22 protein-coding genes and 1 pseudogene are annotated in these 23,480 nt (G+C 68.7%); 14 read left to right on the top strand and 9 right to left on the bottom strand.

Annotated elements, in window-relative coordinates:
* The first annotated feature begins 65 nt into the window (after positions 1-65).
* The 7 genes from HQ603_RS18770 to HQ603_RS19060 all read left to right on the top strand — a co-directional run bounded on the left by HQ603_RS18770 (position 66) and on the right by HQ603_RS19060 (position 7,501).
* The gene (locus tag HQ603_RS18770) at positions 66-1,271 is read left to right on the top strand and encodes a VOC family protein (protein WP_261773182.1); all 1,206 of its coding nucleotides are present in this window, start codon (positions 66-68) and stop codon (positions 1,269-1,271) included.
* A complete protein-coding gene (locus HQ603_RS00555) occupies positions 1,268-2,200 on the top strand; it encodes a fumarylacetoacetate hydrolase family protein (RefSeq protein WP_308126288.1) in 933 nt (310 codons plus the stop codon). Before HQ603_RS18770 ends, HQ603_RS00555 begins: the two co-directional genes overlap by 4 nt.
* Entirely contained in the window at positions 2,201-3,769 is a 1,569-nt protein-coding gene (mhpA, locus tag HQ603_RS00550; RefSeq protein WP_308126287.1) for a bifunctional 3-(3-hydroxy-phenyl)propionate/3-hydroxycinnamic acid hydroxylase MhpA, read from the top strand. It begins immediately after the preceding gene.
* Entirely contained in the window at positions 3,759-4,961 is a 1,203-nt protein-coding gene (locus HQ603_RS00545; RefSeq protein WP_222682460.1) for a cytochrome P450, read from the top strand. The genes mhpA and HQ603_RS00545 overlap by 11 nt, the downstream gene beginning before the upstream one ends.
* Entirely contained in the window at positions 4,958-5,149 is a 192-nt protein-coding gene (locus HQ603_RS00540) for a ferredoxin (RefSeq protein ID WP_222682459.1), read from the top strand. Before HQ603_RS00545 ends, HQ603_RS00540 begins: the two co-directional genes overlap by 4 nt.
* Positions 5,136-6,278, top strand: a complete 1,143-nt coding sequence (locus tag HQ603_RS00535) for an NAD(P)/FAD-dependent oxidoreductase (protein ID WP_308126286.1) — start codon at positions 5,136-5,138, stop codon at positions 6,276-6,278. The genes HQ603_RS00540 and HQ603_RS00535 overlap by 14 nt, the downstream gene beginning before the upstream one ends.
* 206 nt (positions 6,279-6,484) lie before the next feature.
* A complete protein-coding gene (locus tag HQ603_RS19060) occupies positions 6,485-7,501 on the top strand; it encodes a GGDEF domain-containing protein (RefSeq protein ID WP_222682457.1) in 1,017 nt (338 codons plus the stop codon).
* A 14-nt stretch (positions 7,502-7,515) separates the two neighbouring features.
* On the opposite strand, the gene HQ603_RS19055 is transcribed toward HQ603_RS19060, so the two are convergent.
* The 3 genes from HQ603_RS19055 to HQ603_RS00515 are packed head-to-tail and all read right to left on the bottom strand — an operon-like array spanning position 7,516 to position 10,993.
* Positions 7,516-9,291 (bottom strand): GMC family oxidoreductase N-terminal domain-containing protein, encoded by a 1,776-nt coding sequence (locus HQ603_RS19055; protein ID WP_068366183.1) that lies wholly within the window; start codon positions 9,289-9,291, stop codon positions 7,516-7,518.
* A gap of 39 nt (positions 9,292-9,330) precedes the next feature.
* The gene (locus HQ603_RS00520) at positions 9,331-10,215 is read right to left on the bottom strand and encodes a hypothetical protein (RefSeq protein WP_222682456.1); all 885 of its coding nucleotides are present in this window, start codon (positions 10,213-10,215) and stop codon (positions 9,331-9,333) included.
* 28 nt (positions 10,216-10,243) lie between these two features.
* Positions 10,244-10,993 carry a transposase gene (locus tag HQ603_RS00515; protein ID WP_222682455.1) on the bottom strand — a complete coding sequence of 250 codons (750 nt, stop codon included), beginning with the start codon at positions 10,991-10,993 and terminating at the stop codon, positions 10,244-10,246.
* Between the two features lie 124 nt (positions 10,994-11,117).
* On the opposite strand from HQ603_RS00515, the gene HQ603_RS00510 reads away from it, so the two are divergent.
* Together HQ603_RS00510 and HQ603_RS00505 are read left to right on the top strand one after the other, a co-directional pair.
* The gene (locus HQ603_RS00510; RefSeq protein ID WP_222682454.1) at positions 11,118-11,897 is read left to right on the top strand and encodes an SDR family NAD(P)-dependent oxidoreductase; all 780 of its coding nucleotides are present in this window, start codon (positions 11,118-11,120) and stop codon (positions 11,895-11,897) included.
* Between the two features lie 46 nt (positions 11,898-11,943).
* The gene (locus tag HQ603_RS00505) at positions 11,944-12,921 is read left to right on the top strand and encodes an SDR family oxidoreductase (protein WP_222682453.1); all 978 of its coding nucleotides are present in this window, start codon (positions 11,944-11,946) and stop codon (positions 12,919-12,921) included.
* A 32-nt stretch (positions 12,922-12,953) separates the two neighbouring features.
* Here HQ603_RS00505 and HQ603_RS19050 read toward each other — a convergent pair whose 3' ends face one another.
* A complete protein-coding gene (locus tag HQ603_RS19050) occupies positions 12,954-13,877 on the bottom strand; it encodes a helix-turn-helix transcriptional regulator (protein ID WP_222682452.1) in 924 nt (307 codons plus the stop codon).
* Positions 13,878-14,095: 218 nt separating this feature from the next.
* Here HQ603_RS19050 and HQ603_RS00495 point away from each other — a divergent pair, with 218 nt between their 5' ends.
* Genes HQ603_RS00495 through HQ603_RS00485 form a run of 3 tightly spaced genes read left to right on the top strand, consistent with a single transcriptional unit; the run spans position 14,096 to position 16,738 of the window.
* Positions 14,096-14,488: a YybH family protein gene (locus tag HQ603_RS00495; protein WP_222682451.1), complete on the top strand. Its 393-nt coding sequence runs from the start codon at positions 14,096-14,098 to the stop codon at positions 14,486-14,488.
* A gap of 3 nt (positions 14,489-14,491) precedes the next feature.
* Positions 14,492-15,919, top strand: coding sequence for an amidase (locus tag HQ603_RS00490; protein ID WP_222682450.1), 1,428 nt, complete (start codon positions 14,492-14,494; stop codon positions 15,917-15,919).
* Between the two features lie 57 nt (positions 15,920-15,976).
* Entirely contained in the window at positions 15,977-16,738 is a 762-nt protein-coding gene (locus tag HQ603_RS00485; RefSeq protein ID WP_222682449.1) for an ANTAR domain-containing protein, read from the top strand.
* 26 nt (positions 16,739-16,764) lie between these two features.
* On the opposite strand, the gene HQ603_RS00480 is transcribed toward HQ603_RS00485, so the two are convergent.
* The 5 genes from HQ603_RS00480 to HQ603_RS00460 all read right to left on the bottom strand — a co-directional run bounded on the left by HQ603_RS00480 (position 16,765) and on the right by HQ603_RS00460 (position 21,581).
* The gene (locus HQ603_RS00480; RefSeq protein WP_214502490.1) at positions 16,765-17,529 is read right to left on the bottom strand and encodes an IclR family transcriptional regulator; all 765 of its coding nucleotides are present in this window, start codon (positions 17,527-17,529) and stop codon (positions 16,765-16,767) included.
* A gap of 62 nt (positions 17,530-17,591) precedes the next feature.
* Positions 17,592-18,587, bottom strand: a complete 996-nt coding sequence (locus tag HQ603_RS00475) for a cyclase family protein (protein ID WP_222682448.1) — start codon at positions 18,585-18,587, stop codon at positions 17,592-17,594.
* On the bottom strand, positions 18,584-18,850 hold the full coding sequence (locus tag HQ603_RS00470) for a hypothetical protein (protein ID WP_222682447.1): 267 nt from the start codon (positions 18,848-18,850) through the stop codon (positions 18,584-18,586). The genes HQ603_RS00475 and HQ603_RS00470 overlap by 4 nt, the downstream gene beginning before the upstream one ends.
* A gap of 32 nt (positions 18,851-18,882) precedes the next feature.
* Positions 18,883-20,223, bottom strand: coding sequence for a TRAP transporter large permease subunit (locus tag HQ603_RS00465; protein ID WP_222682446.1), 1,341 nt, complete (start codon positions 20,221-20,223; stop codon positions 18,883-18,885).
* Positions 20,220-21,581 carry an NAD(P)-binding domain-containing protein gene (locus HQ603_RS00460; RefSeq protein ID WP_068103153.1) on the bottom strand — a complete coding sequence of 454 codons (1,362 nt, stop codon included), beginning with the start codon at positions 21,579-21,581 and terminating at the stop codon, positions 20,220-20,222. Before HQ603_RS00460 ends, HQ603_RS00465 begins: the two co-directional genes overlap by 4 nt.
* Before the next feature lie 154 nt (positions 21,582-21,735).
* Between HQ603_RS00460 and HQ603_RS00455 the strand changes: the two are divergent.
* Both HQ603_RS00455 and HQ603_RS00450 read left to right on the top strand, forming a co-directional pair.
* A pseudogene (locus HQ603_RS00455) lies at positions 21,736-22,649 on the top strand (alpha/beta hydrolase).
* The gene (locus tag HQ603_RS00450) at positions 22,646-23,443 is read left to right on the top strand and encodes an SDR family NAD(P)-dependent oxidoreductase (RefSeq protein ID WP_222682445.1); all 798 of its coding nucleotides are present in this window, start codon (positions 22,646-22,648) and stop codon (positions 23,441-23,443) included. Before HQ603_RS00455 ends, HQ603_RS00450 begins: the two are co-directional and overlap by 4 nt.
* The last annotated feature ends 37 nt before the right edge of the window (positions 23,444-23,480 follow it).

Here is a 23,480-nt window from a genome sequence, read left to right as displayed (position 1 = left end):
AAACGTTGACGACGAGCCCGAACGTATGTGACGATTTCGTCAGAATCTTCGGAGGGGGGATCGTCATGGCAGTGGTCGACACACCACGACACGGTCACGATCAGCCGGCGACGGGGGCCGACGGGGCCGACCGTCACGAGGACGGGCACCGGGGCCTGCACGTCGATCAGGGGGCTCGCCCCGGCGAACACCCCGGACGCGTCAGGGATCCGATCATCAAGGTCCACGACATCGCCTGGCTCGAGTTCACCAAACCGGACCTCACCCGAGCGCGAGCGTTCGCCGAGGCCTTCGGCTTCACCGTCACGCTCGCGACGGACGACGAGTTGCACCTGCGCGGTCTGGCCGCCGGCTCCCCGTGCGTGGTGATCCGGCGGGGGCGCCGCACGGCGTTCACCGCGGCAGCATTCCGCGCGGCCGAGACCGCCGACGTGATGACCCTCGCCGGCGCCACGGGTGCTCGCGTGGAGCGGCTCCCGGACACGCTCGGCGGCATCGGCGTGACGCTCACCGACCCCGGCGGACAACTCGTTCGCGTGGTGGCGGAAGTGGACGACTCCTCGGAGATTCCCGGCCAGCGGGTGCACGAGTTCAACTTCGGCGCCCTCGATCCGTGGAAGATCAGCCGCGTCAACGCCACACAACGGCCGCCTCGGGAACCGGCGATGGTGGAGCGGCTCGGTCACGTGGTGATTCAACGCAACCGCTACCTGGAGAACCTCACCTGGTACCTCGAGCATCTCGGCTTGATCGTCAGCGACTTCCTCTACTACGACGGCCAGCGCGATCGCGGTCCGGTCATGGCGTTCATCCGGTGCGATCGCGGGACCGAACCCACCGATCACCACACCCTCGCCATGGCCCTCGGACCGTCCAACCGGTACGTCCACTCGGCCTACCAGGTGTGCGATCTCGACGCGATCGGCGCGGGAAGCCGGTACCTCACCGAGCGCGGCTACCAGCACTCCTGGGGTGTGGGCCGCCACATCCAGGGCAGCCAGATCTTCGACTACTGGCGCGATCCCGACGGTTTCCTGGTGGAGCACTTCGCGGACGGTGACCGCTTCGACGCCTCCCTGGAACCGGGATGGGCACCGATGACTGCGTCCGGCCTCGCGCAGTGGGGTCCGCCGGCCAGTCGCGACTTCCTCGGGGTGACCGTCGACCGACGCGGCCTCGCCGAGGTCCGCTCGATTCTGTCCGCTCTGCGCGACGACACCGAATTCGATCTCCACCGCCTCCGCGGTCTCATGAAAGTTGCCTCCTCGTGATTCCTGTTCTCCGTACCTCCGACGCCTGGTGGGTCCGCCACGCCGACGGTGCCTCACGCGTCGACACCGCGGCGACCACCACGGCCGAACTGTTGGCCGACCGCGCCGCGCTCGACGCCGCGACCGCATCGTCGGAGCGCGTGTCGATCCACACTCTCGACCTCTGCTCCCCCGTCACCGCACCCTGCCGCGTCGTCGCGCAGATGACGAACTACCGCTCGCACGTGAAGGATTCGGGGATGAACCCCGACACCGTGCCGCTCACGTTCTTTCGGAAGACGTCGGGTTCGATCAGCGGTCCGACGGACGACGTGATCAAGCCCGCCCACGTCGGTCTGCTGGACTACGAGGTGGAGATCGGACTGGTCGTCGGCGACCCGCTCGACGTGGGCGCGTCGGTCGGTGAGAACGATCTGGCTCGTCATATCGCCGCCCTCGTCGTCACCGACGACGTCTCCGCACGCGACGTGCAGTTGCCGAAGACGCAGTTCTACGAATCGAAGTCCTATCCGACGTTCACCCCCGTCGGCCCGGTGCTCGGTGTCCTCGAGGACGGCGATCTGCGCCGGTTCGAGCAACTCCGTCTGACTCTGCGCGTGAACGGTGAGATACGCCAGGACAGCACGGTGGCCGACATGATCTATTCGCCCCTCGAGGCCCTGCGCACGTTGGCACGCTTCCAGCGCCTGGACACGGGCGACCTCGTGCTCACCGGCACCCCCGGCGGCACGGCGCTGACGGCTCCGCCCAAGCCGATCGAGATCGCGGGCGCGTTCCTGCCGCCGGCACTGAAGTGGAAGATCTTCTTCGGCAAGCAAGGGCGTAACCCCAAGTACCTGAAGGACGGCGACGTTCTGGAGCTGACGGTGGGCACCGACGACGGTGCCCTCGACCTCGGTGTCCAGCGCACCCGGGTACGGGAGGCGTAGGTGGCACCCCCGGTGACGGAACACGAGCGGCCACCGGTGGTCGTGGTCGGCGCCGGCCCCTCCGGCACGGTCGCCGCACTGCTGTTGGACCGGTTCGGCGTCGAGACCCTCGTCCTGGATCGATGGGACGACGTGTTTCCGCAGCCGCGCGCGGTGCATCTCGACGACGAGGTGTGCCGCATCCTCGACGGCGTCGACGCGGCGGACGACTTCCTGGCCGCCTCTCGGCCCGGAAAGGGGCTGCGGCTGGTCGATTCCGCGCTGCGCACGCTGGCTCAGTTCGATCGCGACCCGGACGACCGGCCGCACGGTTTCCCGCCGGCCAACATGTTCGATCAGCCCGATCTCGAGCACATTCTGCGACGACGACTGGCCAAGGCCGAGAACGTCACCTTCCGCGGCGGGGTCGAGGTCGAGGACGTCGTCCACGAGGGAGATCACGTCGTCGTCGTCGTGACGGACGTCGAGACCGGGCGACGCGAGTCGATCACGGCCGACGTCGTCCTCGGGTGCGACGGCGCCAACAGCATCGTGCGTACGGCCATCGGGTCGAGAATGACCGATCTCGGCCCGTCGCAGCGTTGGTTGGTGATCGACGTCGAGACCGAGGCCCCACTCGCGCACTGGGAGGGCGTGCATCAGCTGTGCGATCCGCATCGCGCCGCCACCTACATGCGCATCGGCGCGACCCGGCACCGGTGGGAGTTCGAACTGATCGGCGGCGAGTCGCCCGACGACTACGCCGACCTCGCGTCGTTGGCGCCTCTGTTGCGGCCCTGGCTGGCGGACGTGTCGGTGGACGACCTCACGTTGATTCGGACGGCCGAGTACACGTTTCGCGCACAGGTCGTGGATCGGTGGCGGGACCGGCGGGTGTTTCTGCTCGGCGACGCGGCACATCTGACGCCGCCGTTCATCGGACAGGGCCTGGGCGCGGGTCTGCGCGACGCGAGCAACCTGGCGTGGAAGGTGGCGGGCGTGCGCCGCGGCCTCCTTCCCGACTCGGCGTGGGAGACCTATCAGCAGGAGCGGGAGCCGCACGCACGCTCGATGATCGGACTGGCCGTCCTGGTCGGCCGGTTGATGGTCGGCGGCGGCGAGCGCACCATGGCGGTACGCCGCGGCGTCCTCCCGATCCTGAACACGGTGCCGGGTCTGGCGTCTCTGGTGACCGACAGCACGACGCCGGCGCTGTCCTCGTCGCCGTTCGTGCGGACCGGGCTCGTGCGGTCGCGCCTGACCCGCACCGCACTCGTCGGCACGCTGGTCCCCAATGCCGTTCTCGACGACGGGACGCGCGTCGATTCGGTGACGGCGCACCGGTTCTCGATCGTCACGACCGCGACACCGACCGCTCAGCAGAGCCGTGATCTCGCCCGTCGAGGATGCGTGGTCGTGGTGGTTCCCCCCGCGTCCCCACTCGGACGCTGGCTCGCCCGTGGCCGGGTGAACGCCGCTCTGGTGCGGCCGGACCGCACGGTCATGGCCGCCGGTACGTCCCCCGCAGCACTGTTCACCCGAGTCCCCACGACTCCCACCGCCGACCCGAGAAACTCCGATGCGCCCTGATTCGACCCTTCCCGAGTACGCCCGGGACATCTACTCCCGGTCGGCGATCCTCCACCCCTACCCGCACTACGCGGCACTGCGCGAGTTGGGCCCCGTCGTCCGGCTGCGTCGGCAACGCGTCCTCGCGGTGTCCCGGTACCAGGACTGCAAATCCGTGTTGCAGGACGACGAGACCTTCCTCTCGGGTGACGGGGTGGCGCTGAACCCGGTGGCCAACAGGCTCGGTCGCGGCACCACCCTCGGCAGCGACGGCGAGGACCACACGCACAAGCGTTCGGTTCTCGCGCACCGCCTGACCCCGAAAGCCGTGCGCACCATGCGCACCGCCGTGGAATCGCAGGCCGAACGAGTCGTCGACACCGCGCTCGCGGCCGGGACCGTCGACGGCGTCGAGGATCTCGCGAGTGCCCTTCCCCTGTCCATCGTCCCCGACCTGGTCGGCTGGCCGACCGATGTGCGTGACGATCTGTTGCGGTGGGCCGGTGCGACGTTCGACTCGTTGGGCCCGATCAACCGGCAGTCGATCCGTGCCGTTCGCAGCGCGGCGCAGATGATGGCCTTCTCCCGACGGGTGGTGCGCGACCGGGACGTCATCCCCGGCAGCATGGGATCCGACGTCCTCGAGGCAGCCGACGACGGCATCATCGACCCGTCGCTCGCTCCCTCGTTGATGATCGACTACCTCGCTCCGTCGTTGGACACCACGATCGGCGCGATCTCCGGTGCGCTGCATCTGTTCTCGCGACACCCCGACCAGTGGGACGCTCTTCGTGAGAATCCGGATCTGATGCCCAACGCGGTCAACGAGGTCGTCCGGTACGAGTCTCCGATTCGCGCGTTCTCCCGGCTGACCGCGCACGACACCGCCATCGACGGTGTGCCGGTACCCGGCGGCGCCCGGGTCCTGGTGGTGTACGCCTCCGCGAATCGCGATCCGCGCGAGTGGGATCGCCCCGACGACTTCGACATCACCCGGGACGCCGCGCGTCAGCTCGGTTTCGGGTCCGGCGCACACGGGTGTGCCGGGCAAGGCCTGGCACGGCTGGAGACGCAGGCATTGCTTCGGGTTCTGGCGACGAAGGTCGCTCGCATCGTCCCGGCGGGCGAGCCGCGCCGGGCCGTGAACAACGTCATCCATCGATTCGAACGCCTGCCGCTCACCCTGGTGGCAGCGAAAGGAGACACACCATGAAAATCGACGTCGACTTCGACCGCTGCGAGGGCCACGGCCTGTGCGAGGACCAGGCGCCGGAGATCTTCCGTCTGGACGACGACGGCGATCTGCACGTGAAGATGGACGACATCCCCGAGGATCGGGCTGCCGCGGCACGATCCGCCATCGCCGCCTGTCCGGTGGCCGCGCTCCGTGAACGTGCCTGACGGGAACCGCCGTGTGGTCGTCGTCGGGGACTCGGTCGCCGGAGTGACCGCACTGCGGGAACTGCGCGCACTCGGTCACACCGGACCCGTCGCGCTGATCGCGGCGGATCCCGACGGGTGCTATCCCCGTCCCCCGCTGTCGAAGAAGGCCCTCGTCGACGCGGCCGGTGACCCGGAGGGGTGGTCACTGGCCGATCTCGAGGTGGACGTGACCCGGTCCGCCGCGGTGGGACTGGACAGCGAACGGCGCATCGTCCACACCGAGGGCGGGCACAGCGTCCACTACGACGCGCTCGTCCTCGCCACCGGCGCTCGGGCCCGTCGACTCGCACCCGAGCGGGAGGGCGAGTTCGTCGTCCGCACGATGCGGGACGCGACCGCCCTGCGCGAGCGGTTGTCGGCCGCGTCGTCGGTGGCCGTGATCGGGGCGGGCTTTCTCGGGCTCGAAGTTGCCGGCGCCGCGCACCGACGCGGCCTTCCCGTCACGGTCGTGGACACCGAGCCGCCGCTGATGCGCATGCTCGGCCCGTTCCTGTCGGAGGCTGTCGCGGCACGCCTGCGCGCGGCGTCCGTCGACGTCGTTCGGGCCACGTCCCCGGCGGTGCCGTCCGGTGACCCGATCGAGGGCATCACCGTCGACGGCGTGGACATCCGGGCCGACGTGGTCGTGTCCTGCGTCGGGGAAGTACCGAATTGCGAGTGGTTGTCCGGCACCGCCCTCGCCGACCCGCGCGGTATCGCGGTCGACGAGCGCTGTGCCACGTCCGTCCCCGACGTCTTCGCAGCGGGCGACGTGACCCACCGCCGCGGCGCGGACGGGACCCGCGGACGGAATCCGTTCTGGTCGCACGCGGTGGCCCAGGCGAAGGTGGCGGCGGCCGGCGCGCTGGGGCTCGAGCCCCGGTGCGCACCCCATGACGACTACTTCTGGACGGACATTCTCGGTGCGCCCGTCAAGATCGTCGGTCCGCTGCCTCTCGTCGGTGAGCCGACGCGGATCGCCGGGTCCCTCGAGGACGCCTCCGCGGTGCTCGAGTGGGACCACGAGGACGGCCGACGCACCGTCGTCGCGTTCGGGGCGAAGAAGGCCGTGGGGTGGTTGCGACGACGCGCGGCCGACGCCGAGTGACACGGACGAAACGGGGCGGTTCCCGCGAATCGAACCGGTCGATTTCCCTGCTTTGTTACCGTGAGGGCGACCACTCATCCGGCTGTGCGGGGGGCCCCGTGGCTACCAACTCGACTACGTGGGTCGACCGTCTCCGCATCGTGCTCGACGGGCTGAGTGAACCCGATGAGTCACCGGATCGGTCGGGGCCGAACACCCTGACTCGGGTGGCGGTGGGCCTCGGCACCCTCGTCATCGGTGTGATCGGCCTGCTGTCCGCACCGTCCGAGGAGTACAGCGGGTGGGGCGCCGTGGTGACGGCTGTGGTCTCCCTGACGAGTCTTCCCGCGGCGCTGTGGATCTGCGTCACCCACCGATTCCGCGGTCGCGCCGTCGTCGCGTTCGTCGCGTGGGCCGACGTGTCCGTCACCGTCTGCATGCTGCTCAAGGAGGAGCGGCTCACCGCCATCGGGGGCACCGCACTCTTCGCCGTGCTGACCACCCTCGCGGTCATCGCGACACCACTTCGAGTCTGTTTGGCGCACATGCTCTACAGCACGGCGGTGCTGGCGGTCGTCGCCGTCAACGCCGTGATCTGGCAGGCCGCCAGTCTGTGGGTGATCGCAGCCCACACCCTGACGATGCTGCTGGTGTTCCTGACGCCATTCGTGCTGCTGGTGCATCTCGGCGAGCTCCGCGCCCAGGCCAGGCAGTCGTTCCTCGATCCCCTGACGGGACTGCTCAATCGCCGCGGACTGGAGGACGCACTGCTCCGCCGCGCGCACCTCGCCAAGACCGACACCCCTCTCCTCGAGACCGTCGTGGTCGACGTCGACGACTTCAAGTCGGTCAACGACAGGTGGGGACACCACGTCGGCGACACCGTCCTGACCGACCTCGCCCGTCATCTCACCGTCGTGACCGCCGGCCGGTGGGTGGTCGCGCGGCTCGGCGGGGACGAGTTCGCCTGTACGCGGGTCACCGACGGGCCGGGCGCGGCGGACGAGCTGGCCGCGTCCCTGACGCGGGTGTCCATGGTCGCCGGCTACACGATGAGCGCGGGAGCGGCCGACGTCCCGCTGCCCGACCGCTCACCGGCCGCGGTCACCGAGGCCATGACCGCGGCCCTGCGTGCGGCGGACAAGCGTCTCTACGATTCGAAGAGCCGGAAGGCGCGCGGGGCGGACGACCACGCACGCGGTCACCGAGGACGACGCGGAGACGACGCGAACGCGACCGGCTGACGGGCCCTAGGACGTCACAGCCCCAGCGAGACCATGCGCTCCGTGATGCGCGGGTCCGTCGTCACCACGGGAGCTTCCGTGTGCACCCAGCCCTCGCCACCGAAGTACGTGGCGAGGATCGTTTCCGCCGTCCGAGTCGCGAACGCCTGGGTGGTGAGAGTGGGATTGGGTCCGCCGAGCGAGTTGGCGAGCATCGAATTGTCGGCCAGGAAGAGTCGGTCGACGAACCGCGCTTCACCGGTGGGTCGGGTGACGGAGTTCGTCTCGGACTCGCCCATGCGCATCGAGGAATGGACGTGCAATTGCAGCGGTGCCCAGTCGACGCGGTAGATCGACCGGGCGCCGGCGGCGCGCAGGAGTTCGGCTGCCCGCGTGGCGACGAACTCGCGGTTCCGTTCGGTGGCCGGCAATCGTCCACGGGACTGCAGGTCGTACTTGGCGACGGCGCCGTTCTCGTCCGCCGGGAGCAAGGACGGCACGATGCGCTGCTCCGGATCGACGTGATCGTCGGTGATACACAGAACGTTGAGCATGCGGTCGATGCCGTGCGACATGAACTCCCGCAGTTCGGCGCCGGCGAGGCGCCCGGCGGGGCCGTCCCAGGCGCCCGTCCTGCCGCGACCGTTCGTGTACTGCCCGCGGATGCCGCTCTCGGACAGGTTCATGGTGAACGCCTGGATGCCCGGTGTCAGTCCGGCGTTCTCGAGGCCGCCGTATCCCGGGTATTCCACTCGGGCGCAGGAATTGCCGCCGCGGGAATTGCCGGTGTCGTCGTCGAACAGGCCGACCACCCAATCGAACCAGTGGTCGGTGTGGCCGCGGCCCACCCATCCGTTGGGGTTCGGGAGGGCACTGTTGAACCAGAGACGGGGCGACTCGGCGGCTCCCGCGGCGAGGACGACCACGGTCGCGTCCTCGCGGAAGCTCTCCCCGGTTTCGTTGTCGCGGAACGTCACTCCGGTCGCGCGGGTGCGCCCGCCGGACGTCTCGTGGTGGATCTGCGTGACGAACGAGTCGGCCCGCAGTTCCATGGCTCGGCCGCCCGGATGCACGGCGTCCGCGGCGAGCCCGAGCGGGACGTAACTGTTGTCGGTGGACCGGCGCGCGAGTTGGTTGCGCGGTGCGCGCAGTGGGAGGTAGCAGCCCTGGAAGCAGTGTCCGCAGAAGGTGCACCCCGTGGCATCGGGGTAGACGAGCAGAGAGCTGTCGTCGGTGCGGCCGGCGTTGCCACCGGGGTGAAGAATGGCGTTCGGTTGCGGCCGGTAGGCGAAACCGGTGGTGTCTCTCGATGTCTGGAGTGGGAGACCCAGTCCTTCACACCCCTGGAAGAACACCTGTTCCTTACGTCCCATCGGTGCCGGCTTGACCGGGAGCGTCGCCTCCACCCACTCGAGGTACGGGACCAACTCGGCGTACGTGAGGGGGAATCGGTACGCCGTGTCGTACAGAGCCGCGTCCGCCCCCTGGTACCCGGCGAAAACCCCCGGGTAGGGCCGAGGACAGTTACCGAAGTAGTGCTGTGTGGTGCCGCCGACACCGGACAGTTCCCACACGAAACTGTTCTGCGACCACTCTCGATACCACCCCGGCTTGTCTCGGTTCTCCGGACCGAAGCGGAGGTAACCCGACGTCGGATCGTTGGCGTCGAACTCCAGGTGCGACCATTCCGACTCCGGATTCGCGTGTCGCGGACCGCCTTCCAACAACAGAACGTCCAGGCCACGACCCGCCAGTTCCGCGGCCACCACCGGACCGCCCCCTCCGGCACCCACCACGATCACGTCACGCACAGCGCGTACTTCCCCTCGTCGAATCGACCGCGATCGCGGTCAGAAGCTGTCGATGCCCCGGTGAAACCCGAGGAACTCCGAGTGTCCGTCCACCGGCCCGTTCGGCCGATAATCGGCGATGTCCCACGCCACCGGGCGAGCGGAGAGCACGCGAGTGCGGCGATCCCACAGATCGTGTTCGCTCCAGGCAGTGAAGGCGGACCCGTCCAGCAGGATCCCGCCGAAGAAGCGGAGGACGCCGGACGCGCTGCCCGTCAACGGTTGCGGCAGCGCCTCGTCGACAATCGAGATCAGCTCCGGCAGAGGCGATTCGAGCGCTTCGAACACCCGGCACTTGGTCTCGTACCGCGCGTTGGCGAACGCCGACGCGAACGGCCCGGCCACGGTGCGCGGATCCAGCAACACCGCCGTGACGTCGAGCAGAATGGCGGCGAGCAACGACGCGGGGAACGTGCTGTCGGTGAAGCGGTAGCCGAGGGCGCGGTCGACGGCGGCGGTGACGGCGGGGTCGGGAAGGCCGCCGGCGGCGCGCGCCGCGGGATCACCCACGTCGGCAGCCGTGGCCATCAACGCGACCGCGACGGGACGCAGCAATTGGTCCGCATGGGGGACGAAGCGGTCGATCAGTGCGCCGAAGGCCTCGGGCGACCGCTGGTCCAACGGCCCGGGGCCCGTCGCCGTGACGCCCTGCTGCACCGAGTACGGGTCACCCGCGGGCATCATCATCACCACGACGCCGCGCATCGCGTCCGTGGATTCCGCCAGCAGCCGATCCAGAACGGCGTCGGCCCACGGGGGCAGATCGGGATAGCCACCGAGCGGCTCGGCAACGGCGGCGCCGCCTCCGGCCGCCATGGCAGCCGCGAGGAGGGACGCGAAGCCGCCGGCGCGGAGAGCGCCGCGGCGGCTCAGGGTTGGTGACACATCTAGAACATTAGGGGTCTTTCGCGGACTATGTCACATTTGCACTCTCATGGCCGCCCCCCGCCGCCGAGGGAACCATCGCCACCAGCCGCCCCACCGATCCGACGGCGACCGCGGGATCGGCACCGTCGAAGACTGCGGCATGAATGCCGCGCATGGCCCCGGTGATCACGCGGGCGGTGGCCCGGACGTCGACGTCGGCCGCGATCTCACCACCGGCGATGCCCGCCGAGATCAACGCGGCCACGGCGTCGACGAACGCGGAATGCCAGTCCTCGGCGGGCCCACCCTGCCGCGGAATTCCGACGTCCCGGAACAGCACGTGGGCGGCCGACGTCTCGTAGATCGAGCGGGCCGCAATGGTGAGGAACATGCCGAGTTGGCCGACCGGCTCGGCCGGCCAGGTCGCCTCGGTGGAGGCGGCGGCGATGGCGGCGATCAGCTGGGTGGCCGCGTCGTCGACGGCAGCCTGGAACAGATCCGCCTTGCCGGCGAAGGTGTGGAACGCGGTGCGCGGCGCCACGCCGCTGTGGGCCGCGACGGCCTCGACGGTGACCGACGTGTACGTGCGATCGCGCAGCATGTCCTGCGCCGTGCGAATCAGCCGCAGGCGCGTGGATTCGCCCGCGTCCCGGTGCGACTCCTTGGCCCAGCGATACAGCGTTGCCGAGTGCACTCCGAGCTCCTCGGCCACCGACTCGACGTCCTCGGAGCCCTCGAACGCACGCAGAACCGCCGAATGTCGTTGGGCGGCCGTGAACCGCGACTGTCGAGCCACGCCCGACAACCTACGAGCCGGTCACGAATCCCGCTACCGATATATGCGAGGCATTGCGTAACGACTGCAAATTTTGCATGATGAAGTGGTCCCGGTCCCCCACGCCACTCCTGGAGGCACTGTCATGGTTTTCACGCCGAGGCGATCTCTGATCACCGGAGCCAGTGCGGGCATCGGACTGGCGCTGGCGCGCACGCTCGCCGAGCGCGGGTCCGACCTCGTCCTGGTCGCACGGCGCGAGGACCGCCTGACGGAGCTGGCGGCGGAACTCGTGGCGGCGCACGGCATCCGCTGCGAGGTGATAGCGCACGATCTGTCCACCGAACGCCCCGGCCACACCCTGCGCTCCCGCATCGAGGGGGACGTCGATCTGGTGGTGAACAACGCCGGCATCGCCACACAGGGGGCCTTCGTCGACGCCGACGCCGCGGACCTCGACCGCGTCATCGCCGTCGACATGGCCGCGCTGGTTGACGTGTGTCACGCCTTTCTCCCCGGCATGATCGCGCGTAGGTCCGGCACCGTTCTCAACGTCTCCAGCACCACGGCGTTCCAGCCGGTGCCCTCGCTCGCGGTGTACGCCGCGGCGAAGGCATTCGTGCTGAGCTTCACGCAGGCTCTCTGGTGCGAGGCCCGCCCCCACGGCGTTCGGGTGATGGCCCTGGCACCCGGGCCGACGAAGACAGAGTTCTTCGACGTCATCGGCGAGAACGCCGCGATAGTCGGCTCGATGCAGACGGCGGATCAGGTGGCCCGGACGGCACTGTCGGCCCTCGATCGACGGCGTCCCCCGCTCTACGTCGTCTCCGGGCGCGGTAACACTCTCGCGTCCGTGGGTGCACGCATCGTCCCCAATCGACTGCTGCTGCCGTCGCTCGCCCGGTCGATGCGCCGATTCACCTGACCCACCGCATCTCTCGAACTTCCCTGCTCGCGAAGGAGTACCCGCTATGTCGACCGTTCTCGTCACCAGCGCCGCCGGCGGCGTCGGCCGCCCCCTCGTCCGTGCGCTGGCCGCACAGGGCGCCACTGTGCGCGCTCTGGTCAAGAACCAGGCCCAGGCATCGATTGCCCGGAGCGACGGCGCCACCGAGATCCGAGTGGGCGACATGCGTCAGGACGCCGTCCTCACCGAGGCGGTGACGGGCGCCGACAGCATGTACCACGCGGCGCCGACGCAGATCATCGACGAAGTCCCCATCGCCGAGCGCATCATCGAGCTGGGTACGCGACATGGTTTGTCCCACTTGGTCTTCCACTCCGTGATCCATCCGGAGATCACCGAGCTGCCGCACCACACCCAGAAGGAGAACGTCGAGAAGCTGCTGGCCGACCAGCCCGTCCCGACGACGATCCTGCGTCCGTCGCACTACATGCAGAACTACCTCGAATTCTGGGAGTTCATCCGCGGTGGATTGATGCCCTACCCCGTGTCGACGACCAGCCCCATGGGAGTCGTCGACGTGGAGGACGTCGCCGAGGCCGCCGCCGCGGTCTTCCTCGCGCCGGACGAGCACATCGGGAAGACCTACGACCTGTCGACGGAGACCATCGACCGGAACGCGATGGCCGCCGCCTTCGCGGACGCACTCGGCTACCCGGTGACGGCGATCCGGCTGCCCCCGACCGTGCTGCTCAACCCCCTGTCCGCAGCGGGCGCCGTCGTCGGCGGAGCGGCGCGCGCGATCACGACGCTGTCACCGCGCCGGGTTTCGCACCTGATCAAGGGTGCTAAGGAAGCGCAGAACGCCCGCGGGATCAAGACCTGGTCGCCGCAGGCGCGGGACAACTACGTGCAGATGATGACCTACTACGACTCCCACGGCCTGCCCGTCGGAGACCTGTCCCACCTGCCGTCACTGCTCGGCCGCACCCCCACCAGCTACGCCGACTTCGCCCGACGCGAGGTCGCCCGACGCACTCGGTGACGTCGTCGCGCCGGAGTCGGAGCGGGAGCCGTTCACCTCACCACCGTCAGTCCTTCCGACGCCGCGAGCACCGCCGCATGCGCCCTGGATCTGACCCCGATCTTCGGAAAGACGTGCTCGAGATGCTTGCCGACCGCGCGCGCCGAGCACCCGATAGACGACGCGATCTCACCGTTGCTCAATCCGCGTGAAACCCCGTCCAGAACATGGAGTTCGGCGGACGTCAGCAAGAACGGGAGTGGTTCGGGGGCTTCACGAACGAGGAGCCCCTCGGCAACGGGTCGAGTACTCACTGTGTGCCAGCATCCGTCGTCGTCTCGCCACCGGACAGAGCGGTCGAAGCCGCGAAGCCCGCCTCGCAGCAGGACCGAGACGAGGCCCGACCCCGGCGTCAGTGCACGGCTCGGCTCGGTGCCGCTCACGGCAGTGACGGATCCGTCGGACCGCACGAGGGCCGCACCGCCGGTGGTAGGACTCATCGTCGACGCGAGGACGGCCACGGCGCGTCGACGATCCACCAAAGCGCCGATGATGCCCTGCAGCCGGTGCAGATGTTCGGCATCGTCCGCGGTGAAGGCGTCGACACTGTCGATGTTCACGTGCAGGCACCCCGTGTACCGGCCGTCTCGGGTATGCAGGAGCATCGTCGTTCCGTCCCGGTAGCCGTGTGGCGCGAACACCTCTCGGATCGAGAACGACCCTCGGTAGTCGAAGGGGAAGTCGCGCCACCGGCGCGGTGTCGGATCGATTCGCGCCATGAAGGAAAAGGCCTCGTCGCGCGTGACGAACCACCCGTCCAAGTGCTCGAGGACCGCGTCCGGGTAGCCGCGACTGGCGACCGTGGTGTGGCGACGCGCGACGGGATCGTAGGACGCCACGCTGCAGGCGACGAACGGGACCCAGTCCGTCATCAGATCGAGGATCTGGTGCAGATCGTTCTCGGGATCGATCGACACGCTCTCCGCGGCGACCCTCGAAACCTCACACATCGTGGTGTCGAAGTCCATGAGCGGCCTCCCGTCGTCCGTGGCGTCCGGCAGCGAGAGTACGCCCGGTCCGGACCGCGTCGGGGTGACGGAACCCAAAGATACGCAGCATGACGTATATCGCCGTCTCGGTCGCCACTCGTAGCGTCACAACCGTCTGAGCAGCACGAACAGAGAGGCGGTGCGCGATGGTCGTCCATCACGAGGACATCGGGAAGCTCAACCGCGAGTTCATGGAGGCATTCGCTCGCGGCGACGGAAGCGCCGTCGCCGCGGTCTACTCCGACGACGCGCACCTCCTTCCTCCGGGAACATCACCCGTGCGGGGACGCGAGGCCATCGCGGGGTTCTGGCAGAGCGTTATCGACGCCGGCGGAACGAGCCTGAACCTCGAGACCACCGACCTCGACATCACCGGCGAGGTCGCTCGGGAGATCGGCCGTGGCGACCTGACCGTGCAGGACTCGGCCGGGTCCACCACGACCAGTGGCCTCAAGTACGTCGTCTTCTGGGTTCGCACCTCGGACGGCTGGCGGTACGAAACCGACATCTGGAACGCAGAACCCAACGGGCAGGAGTAGGGCATGACGACCATGGACGACTATCGGCGGATGTCGGCGACGGAGATCGCCAAGGGAATACGTCGAGGCCGACTTCGCGTGATCGACGTCGCCGACGCGGCCCTGGCACGCATCGATGCCGTCAACGCGAACCTGAACGCGCTGATCCACGTCGACCGCGAACAGATCCTCTCCGACGCAAGGGTTCTGGACGACGAAGCCGCGGCGCAGACGTTCCGAGGCCCGCTGCACGGTGTCCCGTACACGATCAAGGATCTGACCGAGATGGAAGGACTGCCCTTCACGATGGGTTTTCAGCCCTTCGCGGACCGACTGGGAACGCACGATGCCGCGGTCGCGCGACGAATGCGTGAAGCCGGCGGCCTCTTCCTCGGCAAGACCAACACACCCGAGATGGGGTACTACGGCGGCTGCGACAACAACCTGTTCGGCCCGACACATAACCCATTCGCGCACGGTCACACTGCCGGCGGATCGAGCGGTGGCGCGTCGGCCTCGGTGGCCGCCGGAGTGGCGCCTCTGGCCGAGGGCAGTGACGGTGCGGGCTCGGTCCGAATTCCGTCGTCCCTCTGTGGCACGGTCGGCTTCAAGCCGACCACGGGCGTCATCCCGCAAACCCTGTTCCCGGGGCGGTACAACACCTGGCTCTTCCACGGCCCCATCACCCGCACGATCGACGACAACGCCCTCATGCTCGACGTGCTCGCCGGACCCGACGAATCGGACCCGCTGTCGTTACCGAAAGCGTCGGCCCCGTACCTACAGGCGGCCGACCATGACGTCACGGGCATGAGGATCGCGTGGTCCCGCGACCTGGGAACCGGTCAACACGTCGATGCGGAGGTCCTCCGTCAGTGCGAGCTCGTGCTCGCTGCTTTGTCCGATGCCGGCGCCGAGGTCGTGGAGGCAACACCGGACTGGCAGCCGCCGTCGCAGGCCATGTGGCATTCGACGTGGGTACCCGGCTTCGCCACCGCGTACGACCTGTTCGATTGGCGCACGATGCACGGTCGTGTCGACGACAATCTGATCGACATCATGGCGGAGGCAGAGCGCACGACCGCCGTGGACGTCGGGCGAGCCGAAGCGGAACGCGGCGCGATGTGGAACACCTGGACGCAGTTCCTGACCAAGTTCGATGTGCTCGTCTCCCCGACACTCACCAGCGCTGCCTTCCCGTTGACACAGTTCGCTCCGGACTGGTTGGCCGGTCGCACCGTACGCGAGCAGATTCTCGATTGGCTGCTCACGTACCCGTACAACATGCTCGGAGCGCCGGCGCTGACCGTTCCTGCCGGAATGACGTCCGACGGAAAGCCGGTCGGCTTCCAGATCGCCGGACGCCACCGGGCCGAGACCACCGTCCTTCGGGTCGGACGGGCTGTCGAGAAGGCTCGCCCCTGGATCGACAGCTACTCCGCGATCGACTGATCGTCCCGGTCTCCTCGGGCGTGACACCACGCCCGAGGAGCATGGTGGAATGTCACCATGACTGCGCACGACGAACTGGCGTCGATCGACCTGCGAATCGCCGCCGTCGTGCGCGAGGTCGCGCAACTGGGCGGGGAGGACGACCACGTCGCCGAACTCCTCGACCGCCTCACCCACGAGCTTCGGTCGTGCGTCGACCGCGCGGACTACTGCGGTATCGCCATCGCCTTCGCCGGCTTCACGTTCACCGGCGCCTCCTCGGATCCCACCATCGCCCCGATCAACGAGGAGCAGTTCGCCCTCGGTGACGGGCCGTGTCTGCACGCCGCCCGCACCGGGCGCGTCGTGGTCGCGGACTGCACCGGCACGGACGAGCGCTGGCCGGACTTCGGTGCGTCCGCGCAGGCGCTCGGCGTTCAGTCGATGCTGTGCGCACCCATCCATGCCGACGGCGCATCCATCGGCTCCTTGACCCTGTTCTCCCGAACCCGGGAGTTGCTCGAAGGGCGGGAAGGACACGCGCTCGAACTGGTGGCGAACGCGGTGGGCGACGCGCTGAAGCGGAACCGCCATCGACGATCGCTCGAAGAGACGGTGGCCGGTCTGCGCGACGCGATGAACCACCGCGCACCCATCGAACAGGCCAAGGGAATCCTGATGGCCCTCCGCAACATCGACGCCGACGCCGCGTTCGCCGCACTGTCCGCCGAATCCCAGCGAACCAATCGCAAGCTCCGCACCGTGGCGGCGGAGTTCGTCGACTCCGTCAGTGCGTCCGCACCCGAAATCGATCGGCCCGACGCCGCGCCGACGTCCTGACATCGAGGAATCCTCGCCAGACACTGTCACCCGGCGGGGGGTATCCGGTCGCCGAGAGTGGTGGCGGCGCGGCGGACTTCGGCGACCACCGACGAGACGGCGTCTCCGTTCAGCCGGTCGGAGGATCCGGTGACACCCAGCACCGCCACGACGTCGCTACCGCGAGCGCGGACGGGAGCTGTCACCGACGCGATGCCGACCAGACGCTCTCCGACCGACACCGCGTAGTCGTCGCGGGCGATGACCTCGAGCTGTCGGCGCAGCAGGTCGACGTCGAGGGCGCCACCGCCGGCCACCGTGGCACCGGCAACGTCCGCCAGCACGCTGTCGACCTCCTCCGGAGGCAGACCGGCGAGGAACATCTTCCCCGCCCCGCCGAGATGCAACGGTAGCCTCTCCCCCACGGGCAGTACGTAACTCAGCGGGTTCTCGCTCTCGACCCGAGCGATGAGAACGCGGGAATGCTCCACCCGGACGTAGAGCGATGCCGTGAAGCCGGTGCTCGACGCAAGCTGCTGCATGATCGGCTGTGCGAGGACCGACAACGGATTGGTGACCATGAACGCGTGCGCGACGGCCAGAGCCGCCGGGCCCGCTGTGTAGCCGTCCGCCGTGCGTGCGGCGTATCCGCGGTGGACCAGCACACCGAGGATTCGTTGCGCGGTGGCGATGTGCAACTCCGACGACCGCGCGACCTCGGCCAGGCGGAGGGGGTGCTTGGTGGACTGCAACACGGTCAGGACGTCGAAAGCGCGGTCGAGGGACCGCATGTTGCTCGCCGGTGCCGACATCGCCACTCCTGTGGTCTCGCACGCTGATCGAGAAAAACTATCACCGTGCGAGAACCGGAGTCTCAGCGCACCGCGGTCGCGTTGCAGGGCGAACCGACCCCGCCCACTATCGCCAGCGGCTTGATCGTCACCATCGCATCCCATTGCCCGTGGGTGCGACTGTCCTCCACGAGCGCGGTGAGGTTCCACAGCTCTCCGAGCGGCACACCGAGTTTGGCGATCAGCTCCTGGTGCATCATGCCGGCGTCCTCGGGTGCGGTGTCGCGGAACGGCGACGTCGGCGCCACGGGGAGCACCTCGACGGCGAACGTATCGGTTCCGAACACCGCGATCCTGTGGTCCCACACCCACGACAGAAGATCGTGGTGTTGAGCGAACCCGGTCGAGCGCCGGCCCTCGCGAACCGCGGTCCGATCCGCCGCCGACGCGTCGAGAAACCACCGTGCCCACCCGGTGTGCACGAGCACGATGTCACCCTCCTCGACGGTGACACCCTGGCGTGCGGCAGCACGGTCGAGCGCCGCGGCGTCCAGGGCCGGACCGTCGAGGTGGTGCAGCGGGGCCCCGTCCGCCTCGAACAGACCCTCGAGGTCCAACACCACGCCGCGGCCCACGATCGGATGCTCCGCCCAGGCCTGGATGCCGAGTCGCGGTTCACCCTCGACGACGGCGTCGTCGGGGACGCCGTCGTAGAAGCCGTAGCCCGACACGCGACGATGACGCAGACCGTCGAGATGGCTGCTCGCCTGCAGGAAGAAGCCGTCGAGCAGGTCGTCTCGTGACTGAGCGTGGGCGGAGACGATGGTGTGGCGCGGGGCGGACCTCGACCGCGACATCGGCGGATCGAACGCGCCCAGGGCATGGTCGAGACCGAACACGACTCCGCGTCGCACCAGCCCGGCCGCCTCGCGCACCTGCTGGGGACCGGCGAAGTTCGCCGTCCCCCGATCCGGCTCGGAGAACACCCCCCAGCTCGACCCGGGAGGGGCGCCGTCGTGTCGCGACGCCAGATCTCGGTAATTCGAGCCGGGATGAATGCCCGACGCGGTCGTCGTCATGCGTGTTCCGGGGTGACGACTGTGTCCGCGTCGGCCGGCGTCTCGGCGTCCGCATGGTGGAAGTAGGACAACGCGAAGGCGAGCAGCCCGGCCACGCCGGCGGAACCGTAGGCCCAGGGCGCGAGCGCCTCCTCGCTCCCGGTGACGAAGTCCCCGTCACCCAGAACGAGTCCGACGCCCTGCAGGATCACGATGACCAGACCGCCGAGCAGGAACAGGGCGACGCTGATACGGAAAACGGTGGAGATGACTTTCTCGGCCATGACGAGTGCTCTTTCGATGGGATGGCGTGGGATCAGCTGACGGGGAGCAGGCCGAGTGCGATGAGCACTCCGACGCCCAGGATGGGGACGCAGTAGTACTTGAGCAGCGGGGCGAACATCTTGCCCGGATCGACGCGGGCGATGCCCGCGGCGACGTAGATCGGGGCTCCCGACGGCGGGGAGGCACCCTCGGTGGAAGCGAAGACGAGCACGGCTGCCGCCGCGACCGGGGCGGGGATTCCGACGCCGACCAGCGCGGCCACGGCCACTCCGCCGACTGCTGCCATGGTGGCCGACGCTGTGAGAGGGATGGCGATGACGACGATGATGACGCCGACGAGGATGGCCATCAACCAGGCCGGGGCACTGAGGCTTTCGAGGACCGTGGTGAGCTGCTCGGGCAACCCGATGTCACCGAGGACGTTCGAGGCGGAGAAGGCGGCGACGATGGTGACGCCGATGACGCCGAACTGGGGAGCGGTCTCGCCGAGAATCTTCCACCATCCGCGACCGGTCCGCGGCAGATGCCGACGGCCGAGGAAGAACACCAGCAGGATCATCAACACCGGGATCCAGGTGATGAGGCTGATCGCGCTCGACATCACCAGATCGGTGTACTCGGCGATCGGGACGGCGATGGGTCCACGGGTCAGGAGCAGCGGGACGATGATCGGGACGAAGAGAAGGAGAGACGTCCAGCCGGCGCGTAGGCTGCGCTTGGCGGGAATGCGGTCCTCCGGTGCGATGGGCTGCAGGCCGTTCTTGCGCACCAGGTAGTAGTTGAGCAGCAGGCGGTAACCCAGGCACCAGAGGCCGGCCAGCGCGAGCGGCAGGATGATCTCGTCCGGCTCCATCAGTCCGGTGACAGTGGTGGACCCCACGAGGATGAACATGGTCGCGCTGAACGGGAAGGTGACGCCCATGCCCGCGCATCCGGCGACGACGGTGGCCGACAGCTCTCCGCTGACACCCGAGCGCTTCATCCAGGGCACCGTCACGGATCCGACGGCGGCGGTGACCGAGGCACCGACGTGGGCGATGGCACCGAACATGCCGCCGGCCACGGTGGAGGTGTAGATCGGCCCGCCTCGCAGCCGTCCGAGGAGGCTGTTCAGGATGTCGATCAGCCGGTCGAGGACGGGCGTCTTGGCCAGAACGAAGCTCATGAAGATGAATGCGAGCCCGGCGAACGTCACCTCCTCCTGCATGGAGTCGAGGAATCCGTGCCACATGTATTCGGGCGCCTGCCGACCTGCGAAAGCACCGACGACCAGGAAGCCGACGATCATCGACTCACCGATGTTGCGCTTGAGAACCGCGTTCCAGAAGACGATGGCGACGATGAAGGCCACCAACGCCCAGATGGCGATCACGACGCCGTCCGCTCGGCGACGATGGCGGCGCGGCGGCGCGCCTCGTCGGCCTCGACCGCTCGTCCGCCGTCGAGACTGGTGAAGACCTCGGCCGCCGGGACGACGATGACGCCGTCGTCGTCGGCGACGACGAGATCGCCGGGGTTGCAGACGACGCCACCGACCGCGACCGGGATGTCGTTGTAACCGGGTCCGTTCTTGTAGGGCCCGGCGGGACTGGCCGCACGAGCCCAGACACCGAACCCGATCTCCTCGAGGACGTCGATGTCGCGGGCGGCGCCGTCGATGACCATGCCGACGCAGCCGCGGTTACGCGCTCGCTCGGCGAGGAGCTCACCCATAAGTGCGCGGTCGAGGTGACCTTGACCGTTGATCACGATGACCTCCCCCGGCAGCACCTTGGCAACGGCCGCCTGCAGTGCCTTGTTGTCTCCGCCGCGGGTCCACACGGTACGGGCTCGGCCGACGACTCGGGCGCCCTTCCACATCGATCGGATGCCCGAATCGAGCATCCCCATGCGATCGCGGGCGTCGCCGATGTTGGCGACCGGAAGTCCGGCGTACGCCGCGGCGAGCCCGTCGGTGTCGCGTCCGTTCGCATCCGCCAGCGCGGCGTGCAACTCGGTGGCGGCCGCGGCGAGCACCGGACGAACGCCGATCTCGTCGAGCAGCGCCACCGACGCGGCGGCCTCGATCGCGCGGCGGCCCGCGTGCTTGCGAGTCCCGTCGCGGAGGCGGTCGAGCGACTCGAACCCGCCGCTCAGTTCCGAGGCGATCTGGGTGCGGATCCACTGCTCGGCACCGGCCGCCACGCCGGCCTCGGTGGATTCGACGATGAGTGCGCCGAGTCCCTTCATGAAGCTGCTGCGCAGCAGCTTGCGACGCGAGGCGTCGCCGGGAGCGCCGCCGATGTCGTCGACGGGCGCACCGAGGGATTCGAAGTGCGCCGCGGCGGCGGTGGAGCCGGAGCCGCTGATGACCAGGGCGGTCCGTGCACCGTTCGCGGGAACGGACCCGACGACCGCGACGTCGGCGAACAGCACGCCCCCCGCGGTGTCCACCGCTCGGGCGACGGCGGTCTTCACCGCTGCACTGGCCGAGTTCATGTCGGCGTAGGTCGCGCCGGACCGCAGGTGCGGCGCCGCCGCCGCGGCCGCGCGTTCGGACACGGACGAGCTGGTCAGGCTGAGGACCAGTTCGGCTCCGTGGACGGCGTCGGCCACGTCGTCGAACCGCTCCACGCCCGACGGGGTGGAGATGTCCGCCGGGTCGAACCCGGTCACGGTCCAGCCGGCCGCCAGGAACCCCGCGGCGTAGAGGGTGCCCGCTTCACCGAGCCCCAGAATCGCTACCTTCATGCTTGCCTCTCACAGTGTGATAGTTGCTATCATTTGGTGCTGTAAGCGTGATCACAAATGTGGTCGATGTCAAGAGGTCGTCACTCGGCGCGCTGCACGTGCCGATCGCGAAGGACAGATTCGGCGAGGGGGTACCGAGGTGGAGGTTCCGGCCATGACGCGTCAGTTCGAGTACGTGCGCTCCGATGTCGCGTTCGAGTCCGGCGGCACCCAATGCGCAGCGTGGCTCTACCGGCCGAGTGACGTCGTGAACCCACCGATCGTCGTGCTCGCACATGGATTCGCCGCGTTCCGAGAACTTCGTCTCGACGCGTACGCCGCGCGATTCGCCGAAGCCGGCTACGCAGCACTCGTCTTCGACTACCGCCATTGGGGCGCCAGCGCAGGACTACCTCGACGCATCCTCGACATCGGCAAGCAACAGGCGGACTGGGAGGCCGCGATCGAGTTCGCCCGCAGCATCGACGGCGTCGACACCACGCGGGTCGTGGCCTGGGGGTCCTCCTTCGGCGGCGGACACGTCCTCCGGTTGGCCGCCCGGGATCGGCGCCTCGCCGCCGCCATCGTGCAGGTCCCACACGTGAGCGGACCCGCGTCGGCGTTCGCTCGGAACCCGAGAGCGGTCGCACGGCTGATCGCCGCCGGGGTGTACGACCAGATTCGTGCCTGGACGGGCCGGTCGCCGTACCGCCTCGCCGCCGTGGGACGACCGGGTGACAACGCCATGATGACCTCGCCGGCGCCTACGAACTGGTCGAACGCATGGGAGACATGCGCGAGGAACTGCTCGCCGAGAACGACGTCGCCGCCCGCGTCGCAGTTCGTGTGCCGTTCTACTCCCCCGGACGCCACGCCACCGCCATCGACGTGCCCGTTCTCGCCCAACTCGCGGCCCACGACGACGTCACGCCGATCGACACGGCCAGGGCCGTCGCCCGCCGCATACCGAAGGGTGAGGTGCGCACCTACGAGTGCGGCCACTTCGAGCCCTGTCTCGATCCGTTCTTCGACACCATCGTCACAGACCAGATCCACTTCCTCGACCGCCACACAGGAGACGCACGATGACCACACCCCAGCCCCGCCGTTCCGCCCTCGTCACCGGCGCCTCCGCCGGGATCGGCGCCGCCTTCGCCCGGCATCTCGCCGCCGACGGTCACGACCTGATCCTGGTGGCGCGGCGATCCGACCGACTCGAGACGCTGGCCACCGAACTCCGCCGTGATCACGGGGTGCGCGCCGAGACGGTGACGGCCGACCTGACCGACCGCTCTGCTCCCGCCGCGATCGTGGATCGCGTCGACGAGCTGGGTATGGCCGTCGACGTCCTCGTCAACAATGCTGGGCTGTCGTCGAAGACCATGATCTCCGACACCGAGTGGGACACGCTCGCCGCCGAACTCCAGCTGATGGTCACCGCGGTGACGGAGTTGACCCATCGCGTGCTTCCCGGCATGAAGGCTCGTCGGTGGGGACGCATCGTCAACCTGTCGTCCGTGGCCGCGGTCTCCCCTCCCGGGGCCGGACTGCTCTACACCGGCATCAAGTCCTACGTGCTGAACATGTCCCAGTCGCTCGACATGGAGCTCAAACCGCACGGCATTCACGTCACCGCGTTGTGCCCCGGCTTCACGCGCAGCGAGTTCCACGACGTGATGGACACCCGCGACGTCGCCGACCGTCTGCCCGGATTCCTGTGGCAGCAGCCGGAAGACGTCGTCCGCGAGGGCTGGGACGCCGTGCGCGCCGGCAAGCCGGTCTGCATCACGGGCGTCGTCAACAAGGTCTCGGCGGCAGCCATGCGTCCCATTCCCGGACGCATCGGCTACTTTCTCGGCCGCACCCTCAATCCGTTCAAGTAGCAGGAGTTTCGCTCACGCTCTCGGCGCGTCTGCCGTG

This window comes from Rhodococcoides corynebacterioides, from assembly GCF_019834675.1.
Lineage (GTDB): Bacteria > Actinomycetota > Actinomycetes > Mycobacteriales > Mycobacteriaceae > Rhodococcoides > Rhodococcoides corynebacterioides_A.
This window is presented reverse-complemented; position numbering and strand designations above follow the sequence as displayed.

Excerpts from the sequence above, each read along its gene's own strand:
- HQ603_RS00505 (WP_222682453.1), top strand. The coding sequence starts at position 11,944 with ATGTCGACCGTTCTCGTCACCAGCGCCGCCGGCGGCGTCGGCCGCCCC.
- HQ603_RS00450 (WP_222682445.1), top strand. The coding sequence starts at position 22,646 with ATGACCACACCCCAGCCCCGCCGTTCCGCCCTCGTCACCGGCGCCTCC.
- HQ603_RS18770 (WP_261773182.1), top strand. The coding sequence starts at position 66 with ATGGCAGTGGTCGACACACCACGACACGGTCACGATCAGCCGGCGACG.
- HQ603_RS00545 (WP_222682460.1), top strand. The coding sequence starts at position 3,759 with ATGCGCCCTGATTCGACCCTTCCCGAGTACGCCCGGGACATCTACTCC.
- HQ603_RS00540 (WP_222682459.1), top strand. The coding sequence starts at position 4,958 with ATGAAAATCGACGTCGACTTCGACCGCTGCGAGGGCCACGGCCTGTGC.
- HQ603_RS00460 (WP_068103153.1), bottom strand. The coding sequence starts at position 21,581 with ATGAAGGTAGCGATTCTGGGGCTCGGTGAAGCGGGCACCCTCTACGCC.
- HQ603_RS00490 (WP_222682450.1), top strand. The coding sequence starts at position 14,492 with ATGACGACCATGGACGACTATCGGCGGATGTCGGCGACGGAGATCGCC.
- HQ603_RS00470 (WP_222682447.1), bottom strand. The coding sequence starts at position 18,850 with ATGGCCGAGAAAGTCATCTCCACCGTTTTCCGTATCAGCGTCGCCCTG.
- HQ603_RS00510 (WP_222682454.1), top strand. The coding sequence starts at position 11,118 with ATGGTTTTCACGCCGAGGCGATCTCTGATCACCGGAGCCAGTGCGGGC.
- HQ603_RS00485 (WP_222682449.1), top strand. The coding sequence starts at position 15,977 with ATGACTGCGCACGACGAACTGGCGTCGATCGACCTGCGAATCGCCGCC.
- HQ603_RS00495 (WP_222682451.1), top strand. The coding sequence starts at position 14,096 with ATGGTCGTCCATCACGAGGACATCGGGAAGCTCAACCGCGAGTTCATG.
- HQ603_RS00475 (WP_222682448.1), bottom strand. The coding sequence starts at position 18,587 with ATGACGACGACCGCGTCGGGCATTCATCCCGGCTCGAATTACCGAGAT.
- HQ603_RS00480 (WP_214502490.1), bottom strand. The coding sequence starts at position 17,529 with ATGTCGGCACCGGCGAGCAACATGCGGTCCCTCGACCGCGCTTTCGAC.